General features: G+C 72.4%; 22 protein-coding genes. 2 read left to right on the top strand and 20 right to left on the bottom strand.

Annotated features, from left to right (window positions below):
- Nucleotides 1-13: 13 nt before the first annotated feature.
- Complete coding sequence (locus CLV63_RS24150) at nucleotides 14-976, bottom strand: bile acid:sodium symporter family protein (protein ID WP_106585484.1); 963 nt, start codon at nucleotides 974-976, stop codon at nucleotides 14-16.
- A gap of 66 nt (nucleotides 977-1,042) precedes the next feature.
- A complete protein-coding gene (locus CLV63_RS24145) occupies nucleotides 1,043-1,945 on the bottom strand; it encodes a LysR family transcriptional regulator (protein ID WP_106585483.1) in 903 nt (300 codons plus the stop codon).
- 74 nt (nucleotides 1,946-2,019) lie between these two features.
- Here CLV63_RS24145 and CLV63_RS24140 point away from each other — a divergent pair, with 74 nt between their 5' ends.
- On the top strand, nucleotides 2,020-2,961 hold the full coding sequence (locus CLV63_RS24140) for a DMT family transporter (protein WP_106585482.1): 942 nt from the start codon (nucleotides 2,020-2,022) through the stop codon (nucleotides 2,959-2,961).
- A 17-nt stretch (nucleotides 2,962-2,978) separates the two neighbouring features.
- On the opposite strand, the gene CLV63_RS24135 is transcribed toward CLV63_RS24140, so the two are convergent.
- The 4 genes from CLV63_RS24135 to CLV63_RS24120 form a co-directional block, all read right to left on the bottom strand.
- Nucleotides 2,979-3,905, bottom strand: coding sequence for an RluA family pseudouridine synthase (locus CLV63_RS24135; protein ID WP_106585481.1), 927 nt, complete (start codon nucleotides 3,903-3,905; stop codon nucleotides 2,979-2,981).
- Nucleotides 3,902-4,510 (bottom strand): signal peptidase II, encoded by a 609-nt coding sequence (gene lspA, locus CLV63_RS24130; protein WP_245929016.1) that lies wholly within the window; start codon nucleotides 4,508-4,510, stop codon nucleotides 3,902-3,904. The genes CLV63_RS24135 and lspA overlap by 4 nt, the downstream gene beginning before the upstream one ends.
- Nucleotides 4,511-4,561: 51 nt before the next feature.
- Nucleotides 4,562-4,972, bottom strand: coding sequence for a TraR/DksA family transcriptional regulator (locus CLV63_RS24125; RefSeq protein ID WP_106585480.1), 411 nt, complete (start codon nucleotides 4,970-4,972; stop codon nucleotides 4,562-4,564).
- A 239-nt stretch (nucleotides 4,973-5,211) separates the two neighbouring features.
- Entirely contained in the window at nucleotides 5,212-5,478 is a 267-nt protein-coding gene (locus CLV63_RS24120; RefSeq protein ID WP_106585479.1) for a hypothetical protein, read from the bottom strand.
- 360 nt (nucleotides 5,479-5,838) lie between these two features.
- Between CLV63_RS24120 and ileS the strand changes: the two genes are divergently transcribed.
- Entirely contained in the window at nucleotides 5,839-9,030 is a 3,192-nt protein-coding gene (gene ileS, locus CLV63_RS24115; RefSeq protein WP_106585537.1) for an isoleucine--tRNA ligase, read from the top strand.
- A 524-nt stretch (nucleotides 9,031-9,554) separates the two neighbouring features.
- Here ileS and CLV63_RS24110 read toward each other — a convergent pair.
- The 14 genes from CLV63_RS24110 to CLV63_RS24045 form a co-directional block, all read right to left on the bottom strand.
- Nucleotides 9,555-11,414 carry a hypothetical protein gene (locus tag CLV63_RS24110; RefSeq protein ID WP_106585478.1) on the bottom strand — a complete coding sequence of 620 codons (1,860 nt, stop codon included), beginning with the start codon at nucleotides 11,412-11,414 and terminating at the stop codon, nucleotides 9,555-9,557.
- Nucleotides 11,415-11,483: 69 nt separating this feature from the next.
- Nucleotides 11,484-12,356 (bottom strand): DivIVA domain-containing protein, encoded by an 873-nt coding sequence (locus tag CLV63_RS24105; RefSeq protein ID WP_106585477.1) that lies wholly within the window; start codon nucleotides 12,354-12,356, stop codon nucleotides 11,484-11,486.
- A gap of 132 nt (nucleotides 12,357-12,488) precedes the next feature.
- Nucleotides 12,489-12,779 carry a YggT family protein gene (locus CLV63_RS24100; RefSeq protein WP_106585476.1) on the bottom strand — a complete coding sequence of 97 codons (291 nt, stop codon included), beginning with the start codon at nucleotides 12,777-12,779 and terminating at the stop codon, nucleotides 12,489-12,491.
- Nucleotides 12,780-12,818: 39 nt separating this feature from the next.
- Nucleotides 12,819-13,340, bottom strand: coding sequence for a cell division protein SepF (locus tag CLV63_RS24095; RefSeq protein WP_106585475.1), 522 nt, complete (start codon nucleotides 13,338-13,340; stop codon nucleotides 12,819-12,821).
- A 117-nt stretch (nucleotides 13,341-13,457) separates the two neighbouring features.
- Entirely contained in the window at nucleotides 13,458-14,186 is a 729-nt protein-coding gene (locus CLV63_RS24090) for a YggS family pyridoxal phosphate-dependent enzyme (protein ID WP_106585474.1), read from the bottom strand.
- A gap of 3 nt (nucleotides 14,187-14,189) precedes the next feature.
- On the bottom strand, nucleotides 14,190-14,882 hold the full coding sequence (pgeF, locus tag CLV63_RS24085; protein ID WP_106585473.1) for a peptidoglycan editing factor PgeF: 693 nt from the start codon (nucleotides 14,880-14,882) through the stop codon (nucleotides 14,190-14,192).
- A gap of 110 nt (nucleotides 14,883-14,992) precedes the next feature.
- Nucleotides 14,993-16,453, bottom strand: a complete 1,461-nt coding sequence (ftsZ, locus tag CLV63_RS24080) for a cell division protein FtsZ (RefSeq protein WP_106585472.1) — start codon at nucleotides 16,451-16,453, stop codon at nucleotides 14,993-14,995.
- A 361-nt stretch (nucleotides 16,454-16,814) separates the two neighbouring features.
- Nucleotides 16,815-17,573, bottom strand: coding sequence for a cell division protein FtsQ/DivIB (locus CLV63_RS24075; protein ID WP_106585471.1), 759 nt, complete (start codon nucleotides 17,571-17,573; stop codon nucleotides 16,815-16,817).
- A 43-nt stretch (nucleotides 17,574-17,616) separates the two neighbouring features.
- Entirely contained in the window at nucleotides 17,617-19,047 is a 1,431-nt protein-coding gene (gene murC / locus CLV63_RS24070; protein WP_106585470.1) for a UDP-N-acetylmuramate--L-alanine ligase, read from the bottom strand.
- 5 nt (nucleotides 19,048-19,052) lie between these two features.
- The gene (murG, locus tag CLV63_RS24065) at nucleotides 19,053-20,174 is read right to left on the bottom strand and encodes an undecaprenyldiphospho-muramoylpentapeptide beta-N-acetylglucosaminyltransferase (protein WP_106585469.1); all 1,122 of its coding nucleotides are present in this window, start codon (nucleotides 20,172-20,174) and stop codon (nucleotides 19,053-19,055) included.
- The gene (gene ftsW, locus CLV63_RS24060) at nucleotides 20,171-21,451 is read right to left on the bottom strand and encodes a putative lipid II flippase FtsW (protein WP_106585468.1); all 1,281 of its coding nucleotides are present in this window, start codon (nucleotides 21,449-21,451) and stop codon (nucleotides 20,171-20,173) included. The genes murG and ftsW overlap by 4 nt, the downstream gene beginning before the upstream one ends.
- A 215-nt stretch (nucleotides 21,452-21,666) precedes the next feature.
- Entirely contained in the window at nucleotides 21,667-23,082 is a 1,416-nt protein-coding gene (gene murD, locus CLV63_RS24055; protein ID WP_394339804.1) for a UDP-N-acetylmuramoyl-L-alanine--D-glutamate ligase, read from the bottom strand.
- An 18-nt stretch (nucleotides 23,083-23,100) separates the two neighbouring features.
- Entirely contained in the window at nucleotides 23,101-24,156 is a 1,056-nt protein-coding gene (gene mraY / locus CLV63_RS24050; RefSeq protein WP_106585466.1) for a phospho-N-acetylmuramoyl-pentapeptide-transferase, read from the bottom strand.
- A complete protein-coding gene (locus CLV63_RS24045; RefSeq protein WP_106585465.1) occupies nucleotides 24,153-25,577 on the bottom strand; it encodes a UDP-N-acetylmuramoyl-tripeptide--D-alanyl-D-alanine ligase in 1,425 nt (474 codons plus the stop codon). Before CLV63_RS24045 ends, mraY begins: the two co-directional genes overlap by 4 nt.
- Nucleotides 25,578-25,791: the final 214 nt, after the last annotated feature.

Genomic DNA, 25,791 nt, shown 5'->3' with positions numbered 1-25,791 from the left:
CGGCGCGGCCGCGTCAGTCCGGGCGGCTCCCGGCGTCCGCCGCCTGGGCGGCGGGGGCCGTGCGCGCCCAGTAGCTCGCCACCAGGGCGCCCGACAGGTTGTGCCAGACCGAGAACAGCGCTGCGGGCAGTGCGGCGAGCGGGGCGAAGTGGGCGGTCGCCAGCGCCGCCGCGAGCCCGGAGTTCTGCATCCCCACCTCAACCGACACGGCGCGCCGCACGGACTCCGGCATGCGCAGGGCCCACGCGCCCGCGTACCCGAGGGCGAGTCCGGCGGTGTTGTGCAGGACGACGGCGAGCACCAGGACGGCGCCGGTGGCGAGCAGCGCGTCGGCGTTCGCGCCGACAACGGCGAAGACCACGACCATGATGCCGCCGACCGAGACCAGCGGCAGCACCGGCAGCACCTGTTCCACCACGGTGCCGAACAGCCACCGCACCAGCAGCCCGAGCAGGACGGGGACGAGTACCACCTGGAGGATGGAGACCAGCAGACCGCCCGCGTCGACGGGCAGGGTGGACCCGGCCAGCCACAGCACCAGCAGCGGGGTGAGGAACGGGGCGAGCAGGGTGGAGATCGAGGTCATCGCGACCGACAGCGCCACGTCGCCGCGCGCCAGGTACACGATGACGTTGGACGCCGTCCCGCCCGGCGCCGCGCCGACCAGGACCATCCCGACCAGCAGCAGCGGCGGGAGTTGCAGCGCGACCCCGATTCCGAACCCGGCGAGCGGCATGATCACGAACTGGGCGATCACCCCGGCGATCACCGCCTGCGGCCGGGTGAGGACCACCGCGAAGTCGACCGGGCGCAGGGTGAGCCCCATGCCGAACATGATGACCCCGAGCAGCACGCTCACCCACGGCGACAGCAGCGCCGCCTGCTCCGGGACGAGCAGGCCGACGCCCGCGCTCAGCAGGATCAGCAGCCCGAACCAGCGCCCGGCGAACGACGCGACCTTGACCAGCGTTCTCATGGCGTTCATTCCAGCAGGCGGCGCCGTGGCCCCGGACACCGGGGGCCGCCGCGGCGCGGTCGGGGCTCAGCCCAGCCGGGCCGCCGCCTCCTTCAGCGCGCGGACGGTCGCCGTGATGGCGGGGCGGCGGGCGGCGTCCTCGCGCCAGAACACATAGACCTGGCGCACCAGCGCGGGCTGCACCGGCACGAGCCGCACGCCCTCGGGAACGGGGCCGCGGCCCAGCCGGGGCATCACCGCGATGCCCAGCCCGGCGGCGATCATCGCGAGCTTAGTCTGGTGCTCCTCCGCTTGGTGCGCGACATCGGGCTCGACGCCGCGCGCCCGCAGCATGCCGTGCAGCCAGTTGTCGCAGATGGAGCCGCCGTTCCAACTGATCCACGGTTCGCCGACGATCTCGTCGATGTCGACCAGGCCGCGGTGCGCGAGCGGGTGGTCGGCCGGCAGCGCCACGTCGGCGGTGTCGACCATGAGCGGGACCCGCATCATGCCCTTGGGAAGGGGGATCATGGACTCGGCCCAGTCCACGACGATGGCCATGTCGGTCTCGCCGCGCGCGACGGCGGGGACGCTGTGGTCGGGCTCGTGCTCGATCAACTGGACGCGCAGGCCGGGGTGGGCCTCGCGCAGGGCGACGAGCGCGGGAGCCGCCAGGCCGCGCGCCGCCGTGGCGATCGACGACAGCCGCAGCGACCCGAGCACCTGGTCGCGGTGGGCCTCCAGGTCGGCCTCTGCCCGATGCACCAGCGACAGGATCTGCCCGGTGTGCTCGACCAGGATGTGCGCCGCGTCGGTGAGCCGGACCCCGCGGCCGTTGCGCTCGACCAGTGCCTGCCCGACCTCGCGTTCCAACTTGGCGAGCTGCTGCGACACCGCGGAGTTGGTGACGTGCAGCGCCTCGGCGGCGCCGTTCAGGGAACCGTTCACCGCGATCGCGTGCAGGACGCGCATCCGATCCATGCTCAACATATAAGCAATGCTAACTCAGCGCTTAAGCAGATTGAAGTAGACCTTAGGGGTGGTTCGGCGGTATCCCTTAGGCCATGAGCATCTCCCCCGCGCGGACCCCGGCGGGCGCGCCCGCCGCCACGGCCGCGCGCCCCGCCATCGGCTGGCGCCCGAAGTTCCTGCTGCTCGCCCTGGTCTGGGGGACGAGCTTCGTGTTCATCGGCGTCGCGGCGCAGGCGCTCGACCCGATCCAGATCACGCTGGGCCGGATGCTGACCGGCCTGCTGCCGCTCGCCGGGGTCCTGCTGCTGCGCGGCGGACGCCTGCCCCGCGAACCCCGGATCTGGCTGCACCTCTCGGTCACGTCGTTCTTCCTGAACGTGGTCCCGTTCACGCTGTTCGGCCACGCCGGGCAGCTCATCCCCTCGGCGCTGTCGGGGATCTGCAACGCGGCGACGCCGCTGTTCGCCCTGGTGTTCTCGCTGGTGCTGCTCACCGACGAAAGGCCCACCCGGGCCCGTCTCACTGGTCTCCTGCTCGGCTTCGTCGGGGTGCTGGTCGTGTTCGGGGTGTGGACCGGGTTCGCCGGTGCAGGCAGCACCGGGATGCTCCTCGCCGTCGCCGCGGCGCTCTGCTACGGGATCGGAACGCCCTACCTGCGGCGGTTCGTCGCGGGCAGCGGCCACACCCCGCTGGAGCTGTCGACGGCGCAGCTCCTTGCGGGAAGCGTGCAGATCGCGGTGGCGGCGGCCCTGTTCACCGACGCTCCGGGGGCCGTGCCGCTGCCCGTGATCGGGTCGGTGGTGGCGCTCGGCGCGCTCGGCACCGGCCTGGCCTACGTCCTCCAGTACGCCATCGTCCGCGAGGCCGGCGCGACCGTCGCCGCCACGGTCACCTACCTCGTCCCCGTCGTCGCGATCGCCGCGGGGGTGCTGCTCCTCGGCGAGGACCTCGCCTGGAACCAGCCGGTGGGCGCCCTGGTCATCATCGCCGGGGCCGCCCTCGCCCAGTACCGCCCGCGCCGCGCCCGCCGGTAGGGCGCGGCCGCGGCTGGTCAGTCCTCGCGCAACTGGTCGACCGCCTTGGCGAGGTCGTCGGGGTAGTCGCTGGCGAACTCCACCGGGCGGTGCTCGGTGGGGTGCTCGAACCCGAGCCGGACCGCGTGCAGCCACTGCCGGGACACGCCCAGTCGCTCGGCGATCGTGGGGTCGGCCCCGTAGAGGTGGTCGCCGACGCAGGGGTGCCGCAGCGCCGCCATGTGCACCCGGATCTGGTGGGTGCGCCCGGTCTCCAGCCTGATCTCCAGCAGGCTGGCGGCCCGGAACGCCTCCAGGGTGTCGTAGTGGGTGACCGACGGCCTGCCGCCCGCGACGACCGCCCAGCGGCCGTCGCCCGCGGGATGCCGGTCGATCGGGGCGTCGACCGTGCCGCGCAGCGGGTCGGGGTGCCCCTGGACCAGGGTGTGGTACCGCTTGTCGACCGTGCGCTCCTTGAACGCGCGCTTCAGGACGGTGTAGGCGGTCTCGCTCTTGGCGAGGACCATGAGGCCGGTGGTGTTGGCGTCCAACCGGTGCACGATCCCCTGGCGCTCGGCCGCACCGCTGGTGGTGAGCTGCACACCCGACGCGAGGAGCCCTTCGAGGACGCTCGGGCCGGTCCAGCCCCCGGTGGGGTGCGCGACGACGCCCACCGGCTTGTCGACCACGATGATGTCGGCGTCCTCGTGCACGATGCGCAGCCCGGGGACCGGCTCGGGCCGCGGGGTGGGCGCGCTCGGCGGCGGCGGGAGGACGACCTCCAGCCAGGCCCCGCCGTGGACCCGGTCGGACTTGCCCGCCGGGTCGCCGTCGACCAGCACGTCGCCCGCGGCGATGAGTTCGGCGGCGCGCGTGCGCGACAGGCCGAACAGGCGCGCGATGGCGGCGTCGAGCCGGTCGCCTTCGAGCCCGTCGGGGACGGGGAGGCTGCGGTGGTCGCTCACTGGCGGCTCTCCCCGCCGGCGCCGTCGGACGCCTCAGCGGGGTCGGCGTCGTCGCCTTCCCGCGTGCCGTCGATGTTGATCCCGCGGAACGCCAGCAGCACGGCGAGCACGCCGGCGCACACGATGCTGGAGTCGGCCAGGTTGAACACCGGCCAGTTCGGCAGCTGGATCCAGTCGATGACCTCGCCGTTGAGCAGGTACGGCGGCCGGAAGATCCGGTCGATGACGTTCCCGGCCGCGCCGCCGAGGATCATGCCGAGGGCAACGGCCCACCCCGTGCTGCGCAGCCGCCGGGCGAGGAACGCGATGTAGCCGATCACGGCCAGCTTGATGAGGGAGAAGACCCACGTCATGCCGGTACCCATGGAGAACGCGGCGCCCGAGTTGAACCAGAGCGTGAACTGGAGGAACTCGCCGAGCACGGCGATGGGTTCGTGCGCGGAGAACCGCGACAGGGCGATGGTCTTGGTGGCGAGGTCGGCGAGGACCACGACCGCGGCGACGGCCGCGAGCAGCAGGGCGCGCCGCGGTTTCGGCGCGGCGGGCCGGGACGTCGATCCGGTGGACTGGGGGGCGTCATCGGCCCCGGGATGCTGTTCTCGCAATGTCTCCGTCCACAGAACACACCGGTAGGTCCGGCCCACCCGCGCCGCAGGTCAGCGGCGCTCTTGGCGCTGCTTGCACTTCACGCACCGGGTGGCGCGCGGGAACACCTGGAGGCGCGCCTTCCCGATTGCGTTGCCGCAGGATTCGCAGACCCCGTAGGTGCCCGCCTCCATGCGCTCGATCGCCCGCTCGCTCTGCGCGAGCAGGTCACGAGTATTGTAGGCCAGCGCGAGGTCGTGCTCGCGCTGGTAGGCCTTCGCCCCGGTGTCCGCGGGGTCGTCGCCGGCCCCTTCGGTGGAGTCCGACATCCGCTCGGCGAGCTCGGACTCCGCGGCGCTGATGTCGGCCCGCAACCGGTCGACCTCCTCTTGAAGGCCGTCGCGGACCTCGGCGAACTCGGCCGCGGTCCACGGGTCCTCCCCGTTCAGGACCGGCGCCTGCGTCTCGGTGGTCATCGCCATTCCCGCCCCCTGGTCTGCACACCGGGCCGCCCCCCGACCGCCCGGTTGAGAATGATCTCCTCTTGACAGCGCACCCGCCCTCACGATAAGAGCTGCCGCGCAATGCCGGGAAGCTTAAGCGCCCGCAACGGGCAAGGCAACCAACCACGGCGGAAAACGGCAATGACACCGAAACACCGCCGGACGCGCCCCGCACCGATGCGGGGTGGCGGGCGGGGTGGAACGAGCCGGTGCGCGGCTCATTCGGCCGCGGCGAACCCGCCGTAATCCTCGGCGAGCAGGGCGAGGTGCGGTTCGTCGAACGTCGCCGGGCCGCCGTGCGGGCCGGTGCGCACCTCGATCACCCAGTCGGCGTCGTCGGCGTCGTCCTCGCCGGACAGCATGTCGCGGTGCACGACGCACGGCTCGTACCCCTGGTCGGCCAGCTGCTCGGCCAGCTCCTCCGCGTCATCGCGGTCGGGCAGCGTCACGAGCACCACACCCGACCGGTCGGCCTCAGCCGTCATTCGCCGCACCCTCCTCACTCCCGGCCTCCCGTGTCCCGGGCCGCGGCAGAATCATGGCATGGCGAGGGGCCCGGTGGGATATCCTCGGCACCAGCAAAGGCGATGACGGGGACGGGTCCCAGCGGGCCCCCGCGGCCATGAGCGATCCGGGGACGGTGCGAGCCCGGTGCCGCGACCGCTTGGGAACATCACCCCCGAGCCGCCGGAAGAACGGCCTTCACCGGCCCAGTAGACCCGGCAGCGGCAGGAACGAAGCGGGGCGGAGCCGGCGTCGGCCCAGCCCAAGGAGGGTGGTACCGCGGGGTCTCACCTCGTCCCTCCGTCAGGTGTGTTCGATCCTGATGGAAGAAGGTACCCGTGGTGTCGCAGCAGCACCCCCAGCCGTTCCCCGCACTGCCCGCCCAGATCGACCTCCCCGCCGTCGAGCACGACGTCCTGCGGCGCTGGGAGGAGCAGAAGGTCTTCGAGCGCTCCCTCGAACAGACCCGCGGCGGCCCCAACTGGGTGTTCTTCGAGGGTCCGCCCACTGCCAACGGCGAGCCCGGCGTGCACCACATCGAAGCGCGCGTGTTCAAGGACGTCTTCCCCCGCTTCAAGACCATGAAGGGCTACCACGTCGAGCGCAAGGCCGGGTGGGACTGCCACGGGCTGCCCGTCGAGGTCGCGGTCGAGAAGGAGCTCGGCCTGTCGGGCAAGCGCGACATCGAGGAGTTCGGCGTCGCCGAGTTCAACCGGCGCTGCCGCGAATCGGTGCAGCGCAACGTCGACGCGTTCACCGCCATGACCGAGCGCATGGGCTACTGGGTGAACATGGACGAGGCCTACCGCACCATGGACCCCGAGTACGTGGAGTCCGTGTGGTGGGCACTGAAGACCATCTGGGACAAGGGCCTCCTCGTCCAGGACTACCGGATCAGCCCCTACTGCCCCCGTTGCGGCACCACGCTGTCCGACCACGAGCTGGCGCAGGGCTACGAGACCGTCACCGACCCCTCCGTCTACGTCCGGTTCCCCGTCACCTCCGGCCCACTCGCCGACGCCGGGCGGCCGACGTCCCTGCTGGTGTGGACCACCACACCGTGGACGCTGGTGTCCAACACCGCCGTCGCGGTGCACCCCGACGTCGCCTACGTCGTCGCCACCGACGGCACCGAGCGGGTCGTCGTCGCCGAGCCGCTGCTGTCCGCGGCCCTCGGCGACGGATGGGAGCCCACCGGCGAGCGCTTCGAGGGCGCCGAAATGGAACGCTGGACCTACCAGCGCCCCTTCGAGCTGGTCGACTTCCCAGAACCCGCCCACTACGTGGTGCTCGCCGACTACGTCACCGTCGACGACGGCACCGGGCTGGTCCACCAGTCCCCCGCCTTCGGCGCCGACGACATGGCCGTGGCCCGCTCCTACGGGCTGCCCGTGGTCAAGCCGGTCCGCGCCGACGGCACCTTCGAGGCGGGGCTCGACCTCGTCGGCGGCGTGTTCTTCAAGACGGCCGACGCCACCCTCGTCGCCGACCTCAAGGACCGCGGGCTGCTGTTCCGGCACCTCGACTACGAGCACAGCTACCCCCACTGCTGGCGCTGCCACACCGCGCTGCTCTACTACGCGCTGCCGTCCTGGTACATCCGCACCACCGCCGCAAAGGACGAACTCCTCGCCCAGAACGAGCGCACCAACTGGTACCCCGAGAACATCAAGCACGGGCGCTACGGCGAGTGGCTGCGCAACAACATCGACTGGTCGCTGTCGCGCAGCCGGTACTGGGGCACCCCGCTGCCCATCTGGGAGTTCCCCGACGGCCGCCGCATCTGCGTGGGATCACTCGCCGAACTGAGCGAACTGAGCGGCCAGGACCTCTCGGCCCTCGACCCGCACCGGCCCTACGTGGACGACATCGTCATCCCCGACCCCGACGCCGACCCCGCACTCCCCCTGGAGCAGCGGGTCGCCCGACGCGTGCCCGAGGTGATCGACGCCTGGTTCGACTCCGGGTCCATGCCGTTCGCGCAGTGGGGCGCCCCGCACCGCAACGACGCCGTGTTCCGCGCGAACTTCCCCGGCGACTACATCTGCGAGGCCATCGACCAGACCCGCGGCTGGTTCTACTCGCTCATGGCGGTCAGCACCCTGGTGTTCGGCGAGAACTCCTACCGCAACGTGCTGTGCCTCGGCCACATCCTCGCCGAGGACGGCCGCAAGATGAGCAAGCACCTCGGCAACATCCTGGAACCCATGGAGATCATGGACCGGCACGGAGCCGACGCGCTGCGCTGGTTCATGGCCGCCAGCGGGTCGCCCTGGGCGCCGCGGCGGGTGGGCCATGCCGCGCTGGAGGAGATCGTCCGCAAGGTCCTGCTGACCTACTACAACACGGTCTCCTTCTTCACCCTCTACGCCAACGCCGGGGATACCTGGGACCACTCCCGGCTCGCCGAGGCGCCCGCCCCGCAGGACCGCCCGCTGCTCGACCGGTGGATGCTCTCGGAGCTGAACCGGCTCGTCCGCGATGTCGACGCCGCGATGGAGGACTTCGACACCGCCGCCGCCGGGCGGCTGCTGACCTCCTTCGTCGACGACCTGTCCAACTGGTACGTGCGCCGGTCCCGCCGCCGTTTCTGGGCGGGTGCGGCGGCCCCGGCCGGCGCGTCGGCGTTCGCCACGCTGTTCGAGTGCCTGGAGACGCTGACCCTGCTGATGGCGCCCTTGGTGCCGTTCCTCGCCGACCACGTGTGGGCCGCCCTGCGCCGCCCCGACGCGCCCGAGTCGGTGCACCTCGCACCGTGGCCCGAGGCCCGCGAGGACCTCGTCGACACCGACCTCTCCGCGCAGATGGCCCTCACCCGCCGCCTGGTGGAGCTGGGCCGCGCGGCCCGGGTGGACTCCGGGCGCCGCACCCGCCAGCCGCTGGCGCGGGTCCTCGTCGGCGCCAAGGGCTTCGACGCGCTCGCCGAGCAGCTCCGCGACCAGATCACCGAGGAACTGAACGTCCAGCGCCTCGACCCGCTGTCGGTGGTCGGCGGCGACCTCGTCGACTACGCGGTCAAGCCGAACTTCCGCGCGCTCGGCAAGCGGTTCGGCAAGCGCACGCCGCTGGTCGCCGCGGCCATCGGCGCCCAGGACGCCAAGGAACTCGTGGACCGGGTCCGCGCCACCGGCTGGGCGCACGTGCCGGTCGAGGGCGAAGCCGTCGACGTCAGCGCCGACGAACTGCTGATCACCGAGCAGCCGCGCGAAGGCTGGGCGGTGGCGTCGGAGAACGGCGAGACGGTGGCGCTCGACCTGGACGTCACACCGGAGCTCCAGCGGGCCGGGCTCGCGCGCGAGGTCATCCGCCTCGTCCAGGACCTGCGCAAGTCCAGCGGCCTCGACATCTCCGACCGGATCAGCCTGTGGTGGCGGGCCGAGGACCCCACCACCGGGCAGGCGGTCGCGGAACACGCGGCCTGGATCGGCGCCGAGGTGCTGGCGGGCGAGGTCGTCAACGGCGAACCGGACGGCGAGGCCCACTCGGTCGCCTCCCCAGAGTTCGGCGTGACCTTCTGGCTCCGCAAACTCTGACCGGGTCTCCCCGCGACGCAGCCCGGACCCCCGGGCTGCGTCGCGGGACCCCAATGCCGGGGTGGGCGCCACGGTGCTAGGGCGCGGGACCAGGGGCAACACGCCCGCGCCGCTGGTCGCGGGTCCGACAGGGCCTCGCCCTGAGGGGCAGTGGTCGAGGGGGTGGGCTGCCGTCGCGGATGCGAAGCACCCGGCGGCACGAAGCACCACGCTCCAGTCGGGGCACCAGACCCCGGGCACAGCGCTACCGTCCGTGACGGATCACGTCTGGCCAATGCCGTTGACTTTGCGGGCGGGTCTTGGTCTTGGCCTGGTTCGGGAGTGGGTGCCGAGAGCGCCCTTCCCAACAGCGGACCTTGGCAAGGCAGCCTGGCTCCTGTCTCCCGGGGCCAACGACGCCCTCGCCACCAGATGCCCGCGCCCGCTCTACGCGGTGCCGCGCATCGGCAGCCCTTCTAACGCCCAGGTCGCCAAGCCGGTGAGCACGCCTTCGTTCCCGTTACGCCAATGGCCTTGCGCGCCGCTCAGGCGTCGGGGTCGGGTTTCGGGGTGATCGTGTCGCGGTCGAACGCGAGGGTGGTGTCGGAGTCGGGTCCCGGCTCCGCCGCTTCGGCGTCCTTCGAGCCGTCGGAAGAGTCGGCGGGTTCGGCGGCGCCGGGTCCGGCAACCGGGTCGGCCGGTTCGGGTGCCTCGGACGGGTCCTCGGAGGGCTCCGCGTCGTCGTGCTCACGGAGGCCGGCCTCGGCCTCGCCAGGCTCCGGGGACTCCGCGTCGTCCTCGGGGGCAGAGGGCTCCGGCGGCGGCGCGTCGTCACCGGCGGCGGTCTCGCCGAGGTGGTCGGCAGGCTCGTCCGGCGCGGGGTCGGACGTGTCGCGAACGGCCGCGGGCTCCGGCGACTCGACGATGTCGGCCACGCGGCCCGCGGCGTCCTCGGCGTCGACCGGCGCCACGTCCTCGACCGGCGCGTCCTCGGCCGGATCGGCGTCCTCGCCCGATTCGGCCGGGTCGGGTGCCTGCTGCTCGTCGCTGCCGAGGACCGGCGCGTATGCGTCGGCCGGTTCGGGCTCCCATTCGGCCGCGGGCTCGCTCGCGGGGACGACGTACTCGGCCGGTCCGCTCTCAGCATCGGACACGGTCGCCGCGGCGAGATCGTCCTCGGCCGGCTCCCATTCCGACGAGTGGTCGGCGGCATCCGCTTCGTGCGGGTACGCGGCGGAACCCGCTTCATGCGTGTACTCCGCGGAACCCGCTTCGTGCGGGTAGCTGGCCGAGCCCGTGGGGGTCTCGTGCCATGGGCTGCTGTAATCGGCCGCGGCGGGCTGGGCCTGGGGGTCCGGGATCCGGTACGTGAACGGCTCAGGCTCGTAGTCGGCGGCTGCGGGCGCGTCCCACCCGACGTCGCTCTGGTCGGCGTCGGCCTCATAGACGACACCGCCGAACTCCGCGTCGTCGTCCGCGTCGTCGGTCACGGGATCCGCGGCGGGTGCGTCGCCGACGGCGGCCGAGGGCTCCTCAGCGTCGGCGTGCTGCGTGTGCGCATCCCCGTCGGCCCATATGTCCGTGCGTGCGGGGTCGGCGGCGCGGTCACCGTAGTCGATGGATGCGTCGCCGTGGTCGAAGGGCGCGGCCTCGCTGGCGGCCGCCGCGACCTCCGGTGCGTGCGCGGTCTCCGTTGCGTGTGGGGTCTCTGGTGCCGGTGGGGGTTCCGGGCTTTCCGGGGCGGATGGGGCGCCCGGGGCGGCGGTGGCCCCCTGCCCGGGGGCCGCCGACGGCGCCCACCCGTACGGGGCGGACGCGCTCTGCTGTGTCGTGTCGCTCTGCGACGTCGCCGCGTCCCACTGGGCGGCGTCGCCGCTCCGGGTGGTCTCGGCGGGCCGGGCGTCCGGTGGGGGCTGCGCGCCTCCGCCGTCGGGCGCCGGGTGTCCGGTCGGGGCCGCCGGGGACGGGACCCGCCATGGGGCCTGCTCGGCGTACGACGAGACCCGCACCGGAGGGTCCTCCGGTGCGGGCGCCGGTGAACTGCCGCTACCCCGCGCTGAGCCCCATGGGGCCGCCGACGGTACCGCGGTCGCTGATCCGGCGAGTGCCGAGGCGGGGACGGACGCCTTCCCCAAACCGTCCGTCCGCTGCGCCTCTGCCTCGGCGGCCTGCTCTTTCGTCGTGCCCGCTTCGCTCGGCAGGCGCTCGGCGCGCCGATCGAGCCCTGCCCGCTCGCCGGACCCGAACAGGGTCTCCCTGTTTCTGACCGCGTCGACCACCAGCAGTACCGCGGAAACCGCCGCGATGCCGATGGCGATGTAGACCAGGGTCAATTCGGCGAGTGCCAGCGCCGCCACGATCACGACGAGCGCCGTGACGAGGAGGACCAGGCAAAGGATGAACACTGGAAAGAGTGCCTTCACTCATGGATCAGTTGTGTGAGCGGTGGTCGGCAGCGGGCTGCCGTGACCGGTTCAGCGCCGGTCGTGCGGGGCGTCGCCGTAGTGTCCGCCGTGCTGGGCGGGCTCGGGCTGGCCGAACGGGTTGGTGTTCGGCGGTGCTCCGTTGGCGGGCCCGGCGTGCTGCAACGACGGGGCTCCACCGGTGGGTGCCATGGTCGGGAAGCCGCCACCGGTCGTGCTCGGTGCCGGGGCCGGCTGGTTGCCCTCTTCGGTCAGCTCGCGCAGCTGCCGCTCGAAGTAGTCCTTCAGCCGGCTGCGGTACTCGCGCTCGAAGTCCTTGAGCCCGGCGACCTCGTGCTCCAGCTCCTCGCGCTGCTGCACGAGGGAGCCCATGACCTGGCGGTGCCGCTCCTGGGCGTCGCGGTCGAGGTTCTCGGAGCGGGCGCGGGCCTCGTTGACGATCTGCTCGGCCTGGCGGCGTGCCTTGCCGAGGATGTCGTCGGCCTCGTGCCGGGCGCGGCCGAGGGTCTCGTCGGCCTCGCGGCGGGCGTCGGAGATGGCCTGGTCGGCGGTCTGCTGAGCGAGAGCGAGGACCCGCGCGGCGGTGTCCATGTTCTCCTCGGCGCCGGGGAGGCCCATGTTCGCCATGGCGGGGACCGGCTCCGGCGGCTTCACCGGCTCCGGGCGCTGCGGCTCGGGCTCCTTGACGGGCTCCGGCTGCTGCTGTTGCTGCTGCTGCTGGAAGTCCTGCATGCCGGCGTTGGGCACCTTGCCGCGCAGGACCTCGGCGAGCTTGCCGCGCAGCTCCTCGTTCTCCTGGATGAGGCGGTCGAGTTCGGACTCGACCTCATCGAGGAAGGCGTCGACCTCTTCCTCGTCATACCCCGGCCGGAGCCGGGTCGTACTGAACTGCTTATTCCGCACATCAGCGGGTGTAAGCGGCATGTTCGTCTCCTTGGCGCGCTTGGACTCCGTCCGTAGGGACGCTACCTGATCGTGACCTTACGGCAATCCACATCATGACCAAGACCACATATCGGAACGGGAACCAACACTTTCCGACATTGCGGCCGGTGTTCAAATGGGGATCAAGATCGCGACCTGGATCAGGATCCATACGATGAGGAACAGGGCCATGAAGCTCAGGTCGAGCGCGATACTACCCAGCCGCACCGGCTTGATGAAGCGCCGCAGGAACCGCAGCGGCGGATCGGTCACCGTGTATGTGGTCTCGGCCAGGACCAGTACGAACCCACTGGGGCTCCATGACCTTGCGAAGGACTGGACGATCTCGAACACCAACCGCCCGATGAGCACAAGCATGAAGGCATACAGAACGAAGACCAGTACGTTCTGCACGATGTTCACAGGTCTCCCCCGGCCCTATCCCTGGTCGCGTGTGATGGTCTAACTCTGATTGAAGAACCCTCGCTCAGCGATCCGTGCCTTGTCTTCAGCGGTCACCTCTACATTAGCCGGGGACAGCAGGAAGACCTTGTTGGTCACCCGCTCAATGCTCCCATGCAGCCCGAAGATGAGCCCCGCCGCGAAGTCGACGAGGCGCTTGGCGTCGCTGTCGACCATCTCGGTGAGGTTCATGATCACCGGGATGCCCTCGCGGAAGTGCTCTCCGATGGTACGGGCTTCGTTGTAGGTGCGCGGATGAAGCGTCGTGATGCGGGCGAGGTCGGCCATTGCGGTGGCGGTCTGGCCGACTCCGCGCCGATCGACGGTCGACACTCCGTAGTCGTCGGAATCCGTCACCGGGTCCCTCGCGTCGCCCCGCGGCTCGATGTCGCGCTCGCGCCGGTCGACGGCGCCGTCGTCGAAGTCCTCGAAGTCCTCGTATTCGTCCGCATAGCGGTGATCGTAGCGGTCGTCCTCCACGAGGCCGAGGTAGACCGCCATCTTGCGCATAGCGCCGGCCATCTCTTGCCCTCCGTCGTCCCTGTGGTGCGGCACCGCTGCTGACTCGCCGGTGTTCGCCCTCGTTACCCGCCCATCAGGCGGAAGAAGTCCGTGGGCGCCTAGGTCCATGTGGGGACATTACCCCACGATCGGGCCCCGATCGCCGAGCAACGCCGTACCGATCCGGAGGTGTGTCGCACCGTTCTCGACAGCGGATTCGAGGTCGCCACTCATGCCCGCGGACACCATCGACGCCTGATGGTAGCGAGCCCGCAGCGACACTGCTATCGAGTTCAGCCGGGCGAACGCCGCGCCGGGGTCGCCGCCGAGCGGCGCGACCGCCATGACACCGCCGACCGAGAGGCCGTCCTCGGCGTCGATCGCGGCCGCGATCTCCTCGACGTCGCGGGGATCCGCGCCGCCGCGCGGCCCCACCGCACCCTCGATCGCCCCGGGGTCGAGGTCGACCTGGACGAGGCAGCGCACCGCGCGCTCCTCCGCTCTGGCGCGGGCGCCCAGCGACCGCGCCAGCCGCACCCGGTCGACCGAATGGACGACGTCGGCGTAGCGGACGACCGACCGCGCCTTGTTGGTCTGCAACTGCCCGACGAAATGCCAGGTGAGAGGTAGATCACGGCATTCGTCGGCCTTCGGGGCGGCCTCCTGGTCGCGGTTCTCGCCGACGTCGGTCACACCGAACCGGCTCAGGATCCGCACATCGGACGCCGGGTAGGTCTTGGTGACGGCGATCAGGGAGACCTCGTCGGGGGCGCGGCCGGCCTTGGCGCAGGCGTTCGCGATGCGTTCGCGGACCTCCATGAGCCTGCTCTCGACGGCGGCGGCGCGGTCGGCGCTGGTGTCGGGCATCGGTCAGGCCCGCCAGACGTATCCGGCCATGCGGCCCGTCGGCGCGTCGCGTCGGTGCGAGAACAGCTCCGGGTCCTCCAGCGTGCACCGTGCGTCGTCGATGACCTGGCCGACTCCGGCCGCGCGGAGTTGCGCGGCGACCGCGGCGCGCATGTCGACGCCGGTACTGCCCCACCGGGTCAGCGACGCCGCCTCGGGCACCGCCGCCGCGACCTCGTCGCGCATCGCCGACGGCACCTCGTAGCAGGAACCGCAGATGGCGGGGCCGAGCGCCACCACGATGCCGTCGGGCGCGGCGCCCAGCGCCGCCATCGACCGCACCATGGCGGTGGCGACCCCGGCGGCGGTGCCCGCCCGCCCCGAGTGCGCCGCGGCGATGACGCCCGCCGCGGGTGCCGCGGCGACCAGCGGCAGGCAGTCGGCCGCGAGCGCGGCGAGGACGACGTCGGGGCTGGTGCTGACCATCGCGTCGACCGACCCGGCGAGGCCGGGCCCGGCGACCACCGCGACGTCGGCGCCGTGGACCTGGTTCATCCAGGCGATGCGCTCGGCGCCGAACCCGAACCGGGCGGCGGCCTCCGCGCGGTTGGCGTCGACCAGGGCCGCCGCGTCGCCGACGCCGTACGCCTGGTTGCGGGCGGCGCGTTCGGTGAAACCGGCGTGGAAGCCGGGGGCGAGTTCGATCACGCCGCCCATTATCCCGCCCGTTCGCGGCCGCCCCGACCCCCGGGGCGGCCGTGCGGCCCCGGGCACCGCAAAGGAGCCGGCCCCGGAACGCTCCGGGGCCGGCTCCTACGACCGGTTGCTCACTTCAGGAAGTCGGGGACGTCCAGGTCGTCGGGGTCGTCGAAGATGACCCGGCGGCGCGGCGCGGAGATCTCACTCGACCGGGTGAATGAATTGTCGGTGCCGGTGCGGCGCACCGAGCTGTAGCCGGTCTCACCCACCGCGTGGATGTTGCGCGGCTGGTAGGAGTCGTGCTGCTCCTCCTGCACCGGCTCGGGCTCGGGCTCGGCGGCCGCGGTCTCCGGCGCGACCGGCTCGGGCTCGGGCTCCGGCTCGGGCTGGACCTCCTCGTGCTCCGCGGCGGCCGCGACCGGGGCCGCGGCCTCGGGGCGGGGCTCCTCGCGGACGGTCTCGCGCTCCACCGGCGCGGGCTCGGGTGCCGCCACCGGCTCGGGCGCGGGCACGGGTGCGGGCGCGGCGGCCTCGGGCGCCGGCCGCGGGCGCTCCGGGCGCGGCTGCACCGGGGTCGGCGCGGTTCTGGGCGGTTCGGCCGCGGTGACCGCTGTCGCCGCGGCCGGCCCGGGGACCTCGCCGCGCTGCTCGTCGAAGCCGGCGGCTATGACGGTGACCCGCACTTCGTCGCCGAGGGCGTCGTCGATGACCGCCCCGAAGATGATGTTCGCCTCGGCCGCCGCCGAGTTGGCGACGAGCTGCGCCGCCTCGTTGATCTCGAACAGGCCGAGATCGGAACCGCCCTGGATGGACAGCAGCACCCCGTGGGCGCCGTCGATACTCGCTTCGAGCAGCGGCGAGGAGATCGCCATCTCCGCCGCCGCGACGGCGCGGTCGTCGCCCCGCGCCGAGCCGATGCCCATGAGGGCCGACCCCGCCCCCGACATCACCGACTTCACGTCGGCGAAGTCCAGGTTGATCAGGCCCGGGGTGGTGATCAGGTCGGTGATGCCCTGAACACCGGACAGCAGCACCTGGTCGGCCGCCTTGAACGCGTCGAGGACGCTGACCTGGCGGTCGGAGATGGACAGCAGCCGGTCGTTCGGGATGACGATGAGGGTGTCGACCTCTTCGCGCAGCATGGCGATGCCGGCCTCGGCCTGGGTCGCGCGGCGCTTGCCCTCGAACCCGAACGGCCGCGTGACGACGCCGATGGTGAGCGCGCCCAGCGAACGGGCGATGTCGGCGACCACCGGCGCGCCCCCGGTGCCGGTGCCACCGCCCTCCCCCGCGGTGACGAACACCATGTCGGCGCCCTTGAGGACTTCCTCGATCTCCTCCCGGTGGTCCTCGGCGGCCTTGCGGCCGACGTCGGGGTTCGCCCCGGCGCCGAGGCCCCGGGTGAGTTCCCTGCCGACATCGAGCTTGACGTCGGCATCGCTCATGAGCAGCGCCTGAGCGTCGGTGTTGATGGCGATGAACTCGACGCCCTTGAGTCCCTCTTCGATCATCCGATTAACGGCGTTCACACCGCCGCCGCCGATACCGACGACCTTGATGACCGCGAGGTAGTTCTGCGGTGCTGCCACGACGAGGGGCCTTTCCGCTCGCTTCTGGCCTTCCGTCCCGGTCGCTGCGACCCGGGACGGCGGCTGTCCGGTTCTTGCTGCCCCTCCGCCGCCGAGCGGCTCTGCGGCCGGGCGGCGGTACTGGGGTTCATCGGCGGGTTCAGGAAGGTTCGGACTCCGGCCGTTCCCCGCCCCGACGATTGGGAGTCCCTACTTATGTCAACTAAAGGTAGTGCTCCCCGACAGTAGGACGGCGCCCCTCCGCCGGGCAACTAACCTCGCGCTTTAAGCCTAACGGCGAGTCGTACGAGGAGGCGATGCGCGCGCCCGGCGCGTCGCGTCTGCATCTTTTCGGTGCCGTCCGCGCCGCGCCGGGCGGCGCTCATTTGACGACGGCCATCCCCGGGGCGCTGACGTCGTAGCGCCGCTCCCCGTTCGAGGGATGCTTGCCGACCAGCACCTCAAGGGTCCTGGCCTTGTCGGAAAGGCGGGTCGCGTCGCCCCACACGACCGAGCCGCCGTCGGCGAACTCCACGGTGATCGCCGCGCGGTCGCGCGCGTCGACGGACTCCACCCGGCCCCGCAGCCCCGACGGCAGTGCGTCGGTGATGGCCGCCGCATCGGCGATCGCCTTGTTGCCCGCGACCGCTCCCTTGATGAGGACCTGCGGAATGGGTTCGGGCCGCTCCTCGGCGTCGTCGACCCGCACACCGTCGTGGTCGACGAGCTGGAACCCGGAGCCGACCCGGACCGCGAGCTGCGGGGTGCGCTCGATGATGGTCACCCGCAGGGTCGCCGGCCAGCTGCGGGCGACCTCGGCGGACTCCACCAGGCGCAGCTCCTCAACGCGCTCCTGCGCCACCCCGGTGTCGACCGTGGCGAGCGGCGTGCCGGTGGGCACGCCGACCGCCTTGACGACCTCCGCCTTCGCGATGCGCTCGCCGCCGCCGACGTGCACCTCGCGCACCACGAGCAGCCGCGAACCGAGCAGCACCCAGGTCACCACCGCCAGCAGCGCCACGATCAGCAGGATGACGAACGCGACCTTCCATGGGTCGGACCTGCGCGGCCGGGCCGCCGCGGGATCGGCGGCGGGCGTCTCGACGGCGGTCTCGACGGCGGTCTCGACGGGCGTCTCCACAGGCTCGCGTCCCCTTCCGCCCGGTACCGAGAGCGCCGCCGGGCTAATCCGTGCTGGCTTCCAACGCCTCGACGATCTTCGGTCCGAGTTCAGTGACGTCGCCCGCGCCCATGGTGAGCACGATGTCGCCGGGGCGTGCGACGGCGGCGACGCGGGCCACCGCCTCGGCGCGGTCGGGGAGGTGGCGGACGTTGCCGTGCCCGATCCGGTCCGTGATGAGCTCCGCGCCGACCCCGGGCTCGGGGTCTTCGCGCGCGGCGTACACGCCCAGCACCACGACGTCGTCGGCGAGGGTCAGCGCCTCGGCGAACTCGGCGGCGAAGATGCGGGTGCGACTGTACAAGTGCGGTTGGAACAGCGCCACGACCCGGCCCGGCGCGCCGCCGTCGGGTACCGCGCTGTCGAGTGCGGCGCGGGACGCCCGCAGGTCGGCGGCGAGCTCGGTGGGGTGGTGCGCATAGCTGTCGTAGACCCGCACCCCCGCCGCCTCGCCTTTGAGCTCGAAGCGCCGCGCCGCGCCGGTGAACTCCGCCAGCCCTTCGACGGCGACCTCGGGGTCGTGGCCCAGCACGTCGGCGACCGCGACGGCCGCGGCCGCGTTGAGCGCGTTGTGCAGGCCCGGCACCGCGATGGCGGCCCTGATGGGGTCGCGCCCCGCGGTGTGCAGGGTGAAGGTGCTCGCGAAGCCTTCGGCGCGCAGGTCGGTAACGCGGTAGTCGGCCTCGGCCGCCTCGCCGTAGGTGCGCACCTCCTTGCCGCGCGACCGGGCGGTCGCCGCGACCTCGCGGGCGCCGGGATCGTCGATCCCCACGACCAGGGTGCTGCCGACGCGGTCGACGAAGGAGGCGAAGTTGGCGTGGATCTCGGCGAGCCCGCCGTAGTTGTCGAGGTGGTCGGCCTCGACGTTGGTGACCACGGCGACCTGCGGCTCCAGCATCAAAAACGAGCCGTCGCTCTCGTCGGCCTCGACCACGATGACGTCGCCGGCGCCGGCGTCGGCGCCCACACCGGTGGTGACGAGCTTGCCGCCGATGACGTAGCCCGGCTCGGCGCCCAGGGCTTGGAGGACCACGGCGAGCATGGACGTGGTGGTGGTCTTGCCGTGCGTGCCCGCGACGGCGACCCCGCGGCGGTCCTGGAGCAGCGCGCCCAGTGCGGCGGCGCGCGGGAGGACGCGGAGGCCGCGCGCGCGGGCCTCGGCGAGCTCGGGGTTGGAGTCGCGGACGGCGGAGGACACGACGACGGTCTCGGCCGCGCCGACGTTCGCGGCGGCGTGGCCCACGTGCACCCGCGCGCCGAGTTCTTCGAGTTCGCGCAGCAGGTCGGAGTCCTTGGCATCGCTGCCGGAGACCTCGACGCCGCGTTGCAGCAGTACCCGGGCGATACCGGACATGCCGGCGCCGCCCATGCCGATGAAGTGCACGCTGCCCAGCTTGTCGACCGGGACGATGTCGGCCTTCTGCACCAGGCTCATGCCGGTCAGCCCTCCTCGTGGTCGAGGGGGGCGTCGCCGCCGCGTTCGCCGCGGGCGATGGCGAGCACCTCGCGGGCGAGCGCGGAGTCGGCGTCGCGGCGGCCCATGGTCGCGGCGGCCTCGGACATGGCGACCACCCGGTCGGTGTCGGTGAGCAGCGGGATGAGCTGCTCGCGGATCCACTGGGCGGTCAGCGCGGAGTTGTCGACCAGCAGCCCGCCGCCCGCCTCGACGACGGGCTCGGCGTTGAGGCGCTGCTCGCCGTTGCCGATGGGCAGCGGGACGAACGCGGCCGGCAGCCCCACCGCGGTGAGCTCCGCGCACGTCATGGCGCCGGCGCGGCACATGGCGACGTCGGCGGCCGCGTAGGCGAGGTCCATGCGGTCGACGTAGGGCACGGCGACGTAGGGGATGTCGTCGCGGGTGCGGTCCTCGGGCTCCGCGGCGTTCTTCGGGCCGACGACGTGCAGCACCTGCACACCGGCGCGGGTGAAGTCGGGCGCGGCGTTGAACGCCGCCTCGTTGACGGCCTGCGCCCCCTGGGACCCGCCGAAGATCAGCAGGGTGGGGAGGTCGGGGCGGAGCCCGAAGTGGGCGCGGGCCTTGTCGCCGAGGGCGAGGCGGTCGAGCCCGGAGATCTGCGCGCGCAGCGGGATGCCGATGAACCGGCCGTTGCGGATCTCGGTGTGCGGGTGGCCGGTGAACACATGTGGGGTCATGCGCGCGCCGAGCCGGTTCGCGAGGCCGGGCAGCGGGTTCGCCTCGTGGACCACGATGGGCACCCGGCGGCGGCGCGCGGCGAGGTAGCCCGGTGTGGCGACGTAGCCGCCGAAGCCCACCATGACGTCGGCCTCGATGCGTTCGATGTGGTCGCCTGCCGTGCTGATCGCGTTGGCGAGCTTGCCGGGGACGCTCAGCAGCTTCGGTGTGAGTTTGCGTGGGAGCGGAACCGCGGGGATCTCGCCCAGTTCGTACCCCCTGAGGGGGACGAGCCGGGTCTCCAGTCCCCGCTCGGTGCCCAGACACAGGATCCGGGTGTCGGGTTCGACGCGCCGCAGCGCGTCGGCCAGGGCCAGAGCGGGCTCGATGTGCCCGGCAGTGCCGCCTCCGGCGAGGACTACCCTCATCGCCGCCGATTCCTCCTCGATTGTGCCTCAGTGGGACGCGCTTCGCCTTTGGGCCGCTCGGCCGGACCGCTTTTCCGCTGCGGTTCGGCATGGTCCAGGCCAAGCCAGCTTAGAGCCCTCTGGATGCGGCCGGGACCGCGCGCGTCCAATACCTTGCGGGCGTCCGGTTCGGCGCGGGCCAGCGCGAGGAGGATGCCGAGGCCGGCCATGGTCGGGATCAGGGAGGACCCGCCCGCGGACACCAGCGGCAGCGGGATCCCGGTGATGGGCAGCATCCCGATGACGGTCCCGATGTTGACCAGCGCCTGCACCACGATCCACGCGGTCACCGACACCGCGGCGAGGCGGGTGAAGGGGTCCTTCGCGCGCGAGGCGATGCGCAGCCCGGCGTACCCCAGCAGCCCGAACAGCCCCACGACCAGCAGCGACCCGAGCAGGCCCAGTTCCTCGCCGAGGATGGCGAAGATGAAGTCGCTCTCACCGTGCGGCAGGTAGCCCCACTTCTCCCTGCTGCCGCCGATGCCGACCCCGAAGAGGCGGCCGGTGCCGAGCGCGTACAGGCCGTGCTTGAGCTGGTAGCCGGCGTCGGAGGGGTCGGCCTCGGGGTCCATGAAGGACACGATCCGCACCAGCCGGAACGGCTCCACGGCGATCATGATGCCCGCGAGGCTGAGCACCAGGCCGAACATCGCGATGAACAGTTTGCTGGGGGCGCCCACCACCCACAGCAGCGCGAGGAAGATCGTCATCAGCACCATGGTGGTGCCGAGGTCGGTGCCGAGCAGGACGAGCAGCACGAGGATCGCGCAGCCGGGCAGCAGCGGGAACAGCAGCTGGCGCCATTCGACCAGCTCCTTCAGTTCGTCCTTGCGGGCGAGCACGCTCGCACCCCACAGCGCGAACGCGAGCTTCGCGGGTTCGGACGGCTGGAAGGTGAGCCCGCCGATCTCCAGCCAGCGGGTCGCGCCGAGCAGTTCGGTGCCGCGGAAGACGGTGAGGACGAGCAGCGCGATGGACGCGAGCATCATCGGGTAGCCCACCATCCGGAAGACCCGGACCGGCAGGTGCGCGGCGAGGACCATGATCGGCAGCCCCACGGCCGCGCTGACGACCTGCCTGAGGAACAGGGTGAACGCCGAACCGGTGTCGGCGTAGGAGTCGACCATGGACGACGACAGGACCATCAGCAGGCCCAGCGCGATGAGCAGCGAACTGCTCCCCACGAGCAGGTAGTACGAGGTCAGCGGCCGGTTGAGCAGGTGGTTCAGGTCCCTCATGCGCGCACCGGGGTGTCCGGGGCCGGTCCTCGGGCGCGTCTCGTGCGCCCTGGTTCCGCACCGGCCTCCGGCGGGGCCGTCGCCGCCGCCATGGGTCACCTCCGCCCGTACCGCTGTTTTCTCTGGCGTCGCACAAGTTTGCTGGCTGGACGCCCGCAGGCGGCGGACATATCGCGCGTGTTGGGGTTTTTTCTGGCGGACCCGCGGGGCGCCCGCTACCGGTCGAGCCAGCGCACCGCCTCGGTGAACGCGTCGCCGCGGACGTTGTAGTTGGTGAACATGTCCATGGACGCCGCCGCCGGGGCGAGTAGGACGGTGTCGCCGGGCACGGCGAGGCGCGCCGCTGCGGCGACCACAGCGGCCATCGCGTCGGGGCCGGTGTCCTCGATGTCGGCGACCGGCACGCCGGGGGCGTGCTCGGCGAGCGCCGCGCGCAACTGGTCGCGGTCGCGGCCGAGGAGCACGGCGCCGCGCAGGCGCGGCGCCGCCGTGCGCACGAGGTCGGTGACGTCGGCGCCCTTGAGCAGCCCGCCGGCGACCCACACCACCGAGTCGAAGGCCGACAGCGACGCCGCCGCGGCGTGCGGGTTCGTCGCCTTGGAGTCGTCGACGTAGCCGACGCCGCCCACCGTCGCGACGTGGGCGATGCGGTGCGGCTCGGGAGCGAACGCCGCGAGACCGGCGCGCACCGCCTCCGGTGCCACGCCCACCGATCGGGCGAGCGCCGCGGCGGCGAGGGCGTTGGCGACGTTGTGCGGCGCGGCGGGGCGGACGTCGGCGAGGGCCGCCAGCTCCTCGGCCGTGTTCGCGGGGTCGGCGACGAACGCGCGGTCGACGAGGAGTCCCTCGACCACGCCCAGTTCGCCGGGGCGCGGCGCGGTGAGGGTGCAGCCGACCATCGGGGCCGCGGGGTCGCCGCCGTCGGCGAGGCGCCGCGACCATTCGTCCGCGGTGTTGACCACCCGGATGGTGCCGCGCGCGAACACCCGCCCCTTCGCCTCGGCGTAGGGGTCCAGGCCGCCGTGCCAGTCGAGGTGGTCGGGGGCGACGTTGAGGACGGTGGCGGCGTGCGGGCGCAGCGAGGACGACCAGTGCAGTTGGAAGCTCGACAGTTCCACGGCGAGCACCGCGGGCGCCGCGGCACCCGGCGCCGGGCGGACCGCGTCGATGGCGGGGGTGCCGACGTTGCCGACGGCGAGGGCGTCGCGGCCGTCGGCGCGCAGCATCGCCTCCAGCATCCGCACCGTGGTGGTCTTGCCGTTGGTCCCGGTGACGGCGAGCCACACCTGGTCGGCGGGCTTGAGCCGCCAGGCGAGTTCGACGTCGCCGATGACCTCCACCCCGGCCTGCTGCGCGGCGACCAGCAGCGGGGAGTCGGGGCGCCACCCGGGCGAGGTGACGACGAGGTCGGTGCCCGCGGGCGGCGCGTCGGCGCCCAGCTCCACGGCGATGCCCTCGGCGCGCAGGGCCTCGGCCGCCGCCGCGGCCGCTGCGTCGTCGCGGCCGTCGACGAGGGTCACCGCGGCGCCGAGCCCGTGCAGGGCCCGCGCCATGGGCGGCCCGGACACGCCCAGCCCGGTGACGCACACCGGGCGGCCCACCAGGGTGGTCGCGAACAGCTCAGATTTCACCGGTGTATCCGCCATCGGTCAGCGAGGCATCCATTCCAGGTAGAACAGCCCGATACCGACCCCGACCAGCAGGCCCTGGATGATCCAGAACCGGATGACGATCGTGGACTCGGCCCAGCCCTTGAGTTCGAAGTGGTGTTGCAGCGGCGCCATGCGGAAGATCCGTTTGCCCGTGAGCCGGAACGAGCCGACCTGCAACATCACCGACATGGTGATGAGGACGAACAGCCCGCCGATGACGAGGAGCAGCAACTGGGTGCGGGTGGTGATGGCGAGGCCGACGATGAGGCCGCCCAGCGCCAGCGACCCGGTGTCGCCCATGAAGATCTTGGCGGGCGGCGCGTTGTACCAGAGGAAGCCGATGCAGCCGCCCAGCGCCGCCGCGGCGACCACCGCGAGGTCGAGGGGGTCGCGCACGGTGTAGCAGTTGGGCTCCAGCGCGTTCACGCAGCTCTGCCGCAGCTGCCAGTTGCCGATGATGACGTAGGCGACCAGCGACAGGATGGTGGCGCCGGTCGCGAGGCCGTCGAGGCCGTCGGCGAGGTTGACGGCGTTGGAGAAGCCGATGATCAAGAACAGCGCCCACACCACGAACACGGGCAGCATCAGCGCCGGCCCGAAGTCCCGCAGGAACGACAGGTGCGTGGACCCGGGGGTGTAGGTGTAGCCGTTGGGGAACATCGTGACGCCGACGGCGAACCCGATGCCGATGATGCCCTGGCCGAGGGCCTTGGCGCCGCTGCGCAGGCCGAGGCTGCGGCGGCGGTAGATCTTGATGAAGTCGTCCAGGAAGCCGACGAAGCCCATGCCCACGAACAGGCCCATGACCAGCAGCCCGGACACCGTGGGCCGGGTCAGCAGCACGAGGTGCGCGCCGAAGTAGCCGATGACGGCGCCGACGATGATGACGACGCCGCCCATGGTGGGCGTGCCCTGCTTGGTCTTGTGGCCCTCGGGGCCGTCGTCGCGGACCTCCTGGCCGAACTTGAAGCGGAACAGCAGCTTGATGACCATCGGCATGGTCACCATGGACACGATCAGGCCCAGTGCCGCGGCGACGAGGATCCCGGTCATCGGACGGCCTCCACTGCCATGAGCTGCTCGGCGACCTGCTCCAGCGCGACCACGCGCGATCCCTTCACGATGACGACGTCTCCGGGGAGCAGCCGGTCGCGCAGCGCCTCGGCCGCGTGCGCGGCGTCGGGCACGGCGACGATCTCCCGTTCTGCGGTCCAGTGCGGCGAGTTCCGCGCGCCGTCGCCGATGGGCCCGGCTTCGGCCCCGACGACGACCAGGAGTTCGGTGCCGCTCTCGGCGACGAGCCGGCCGACCGCCTCGTGGGCCTCCTGGTGGCCCTCGCCCAGTTCGGCCATCTCGCCGAGGACGGCGACGCGGCGCCGGCCGGCCGCCATGGCGACCAGGGTGCGCAGTGCCGCCGCCATGGACTCGGGGTTGGCGTTGTAGGCGTCGTTGACGACGGTGACACCGTCGGCGCGCTCGCCGACCTCCATGCGCCATCGGCTCACCGCACCGGCGCTGCCGAGCAGGTCGGCGATGTCGTCGATGCCCATGCCGAGTTCGGCGGCGACCGCGGCGACGGCGAGCGCGTTGTGGAGCTGGTGCCCGCCGACCAGGGCGAGCCGCACCCGGGCGCTCGCGCCGCCCACATGCAGCCGGAACCGCACCCGCCCGGTGGCGTCGAGGTCGACCTCGCGCGCGTAGACGTCGGCGTCCTCGCTGCCGTCGCTGAAGGTCACGACGCGCGCGGCGGTGCGCGCGGCCATGGCGCGCACAGCGGGGTCGTCGGCGTTGAGGACCGCCACCCCGCCCTCCCCTGCCGGCGGCAGCGCCTCGACCAGTTCGCCCTTTGCCGTGGCGATCGCCTCTTTGCTGCCGAACTCGCCCAGGTGGGCGCTGCCGACGTTGAGGACCACGCCGATGCGCGGCGGGGCGATGCGGCACAGGTGCGCGATGTGGCCGATGCCGCGCGCCGAGACCTCCAGCGCGAGGAAGCGGGTCGCGGGGTCGGCGCGCAGGACGGTCAGCGGATGGCCGATCTCGTTGTTGAACGAGCCCGGCGGGGCGATCGTGGGGCCGAGCCGCCGCAGCGCCTGCGCGAGCAGGTCCTTGGTGGTCGTCTTGCCGGCGGACCCGGTGACGCCGATGACGTCGGCCGAGGGCAGCTCGCCGAGCACGTGCGCCGCGAGCCGGCCCAGCGCGTCGAGCACCGCGGGGTCGCCGCCGTCGACGACCAGCACCGGGACGCCGTCGACGGGGCGGGATCCGAGCACGGCGACCGCCCCCGCCTCGACGGCCGCCGCGGCGAAGTCGTGGCCGTCGGCGCGCTCGCCGTTCAGCGCGACGAACAGCCCGCCGGAGAGCTCTTGGCGCGAGTCGACGACGACCGGGCCGGTGACGGTATCGGCAGGGCGCGCCGGACCGCTCAGGCGGGATTCGGTGATCTCAGCGATCCGATCGAGCGACAGCGCGATCAAATCCACTCCTCAAGTCGGGCCCGGCCCACCGCACCTACGGGGCGACCACACGGCGGGCGAACAGCCGACCTCGCGGGGGACGGCGCTGTAGGCGAACCATGAGGCGGCGGCTTCACACCACGGCGCCGGGCTGCAATTGCCGGACCTACCTTAGAACATGTTTGGCCGACTCAAGTCGTCAGCCGCCGTACCCCGGGCGTGTGGGCGGCCGCCA

It is taken from the genome of Murinocardiopsis flavida, from assembly GCF_003014485.1.
Taxonomy (GTDB): domain Bacteria; phylum Actinomycetota; class Actinomycetes; order Streptosporangiales; family Streptosporangiaceae; genus Murinocardiopsis; species Murinocardiopsis flavida.
The sequence above is the reverse complement of the archived record's forward strand: the minus strand, read 5'-3'. Positions and strand labels throughout refer to the sequence as shown.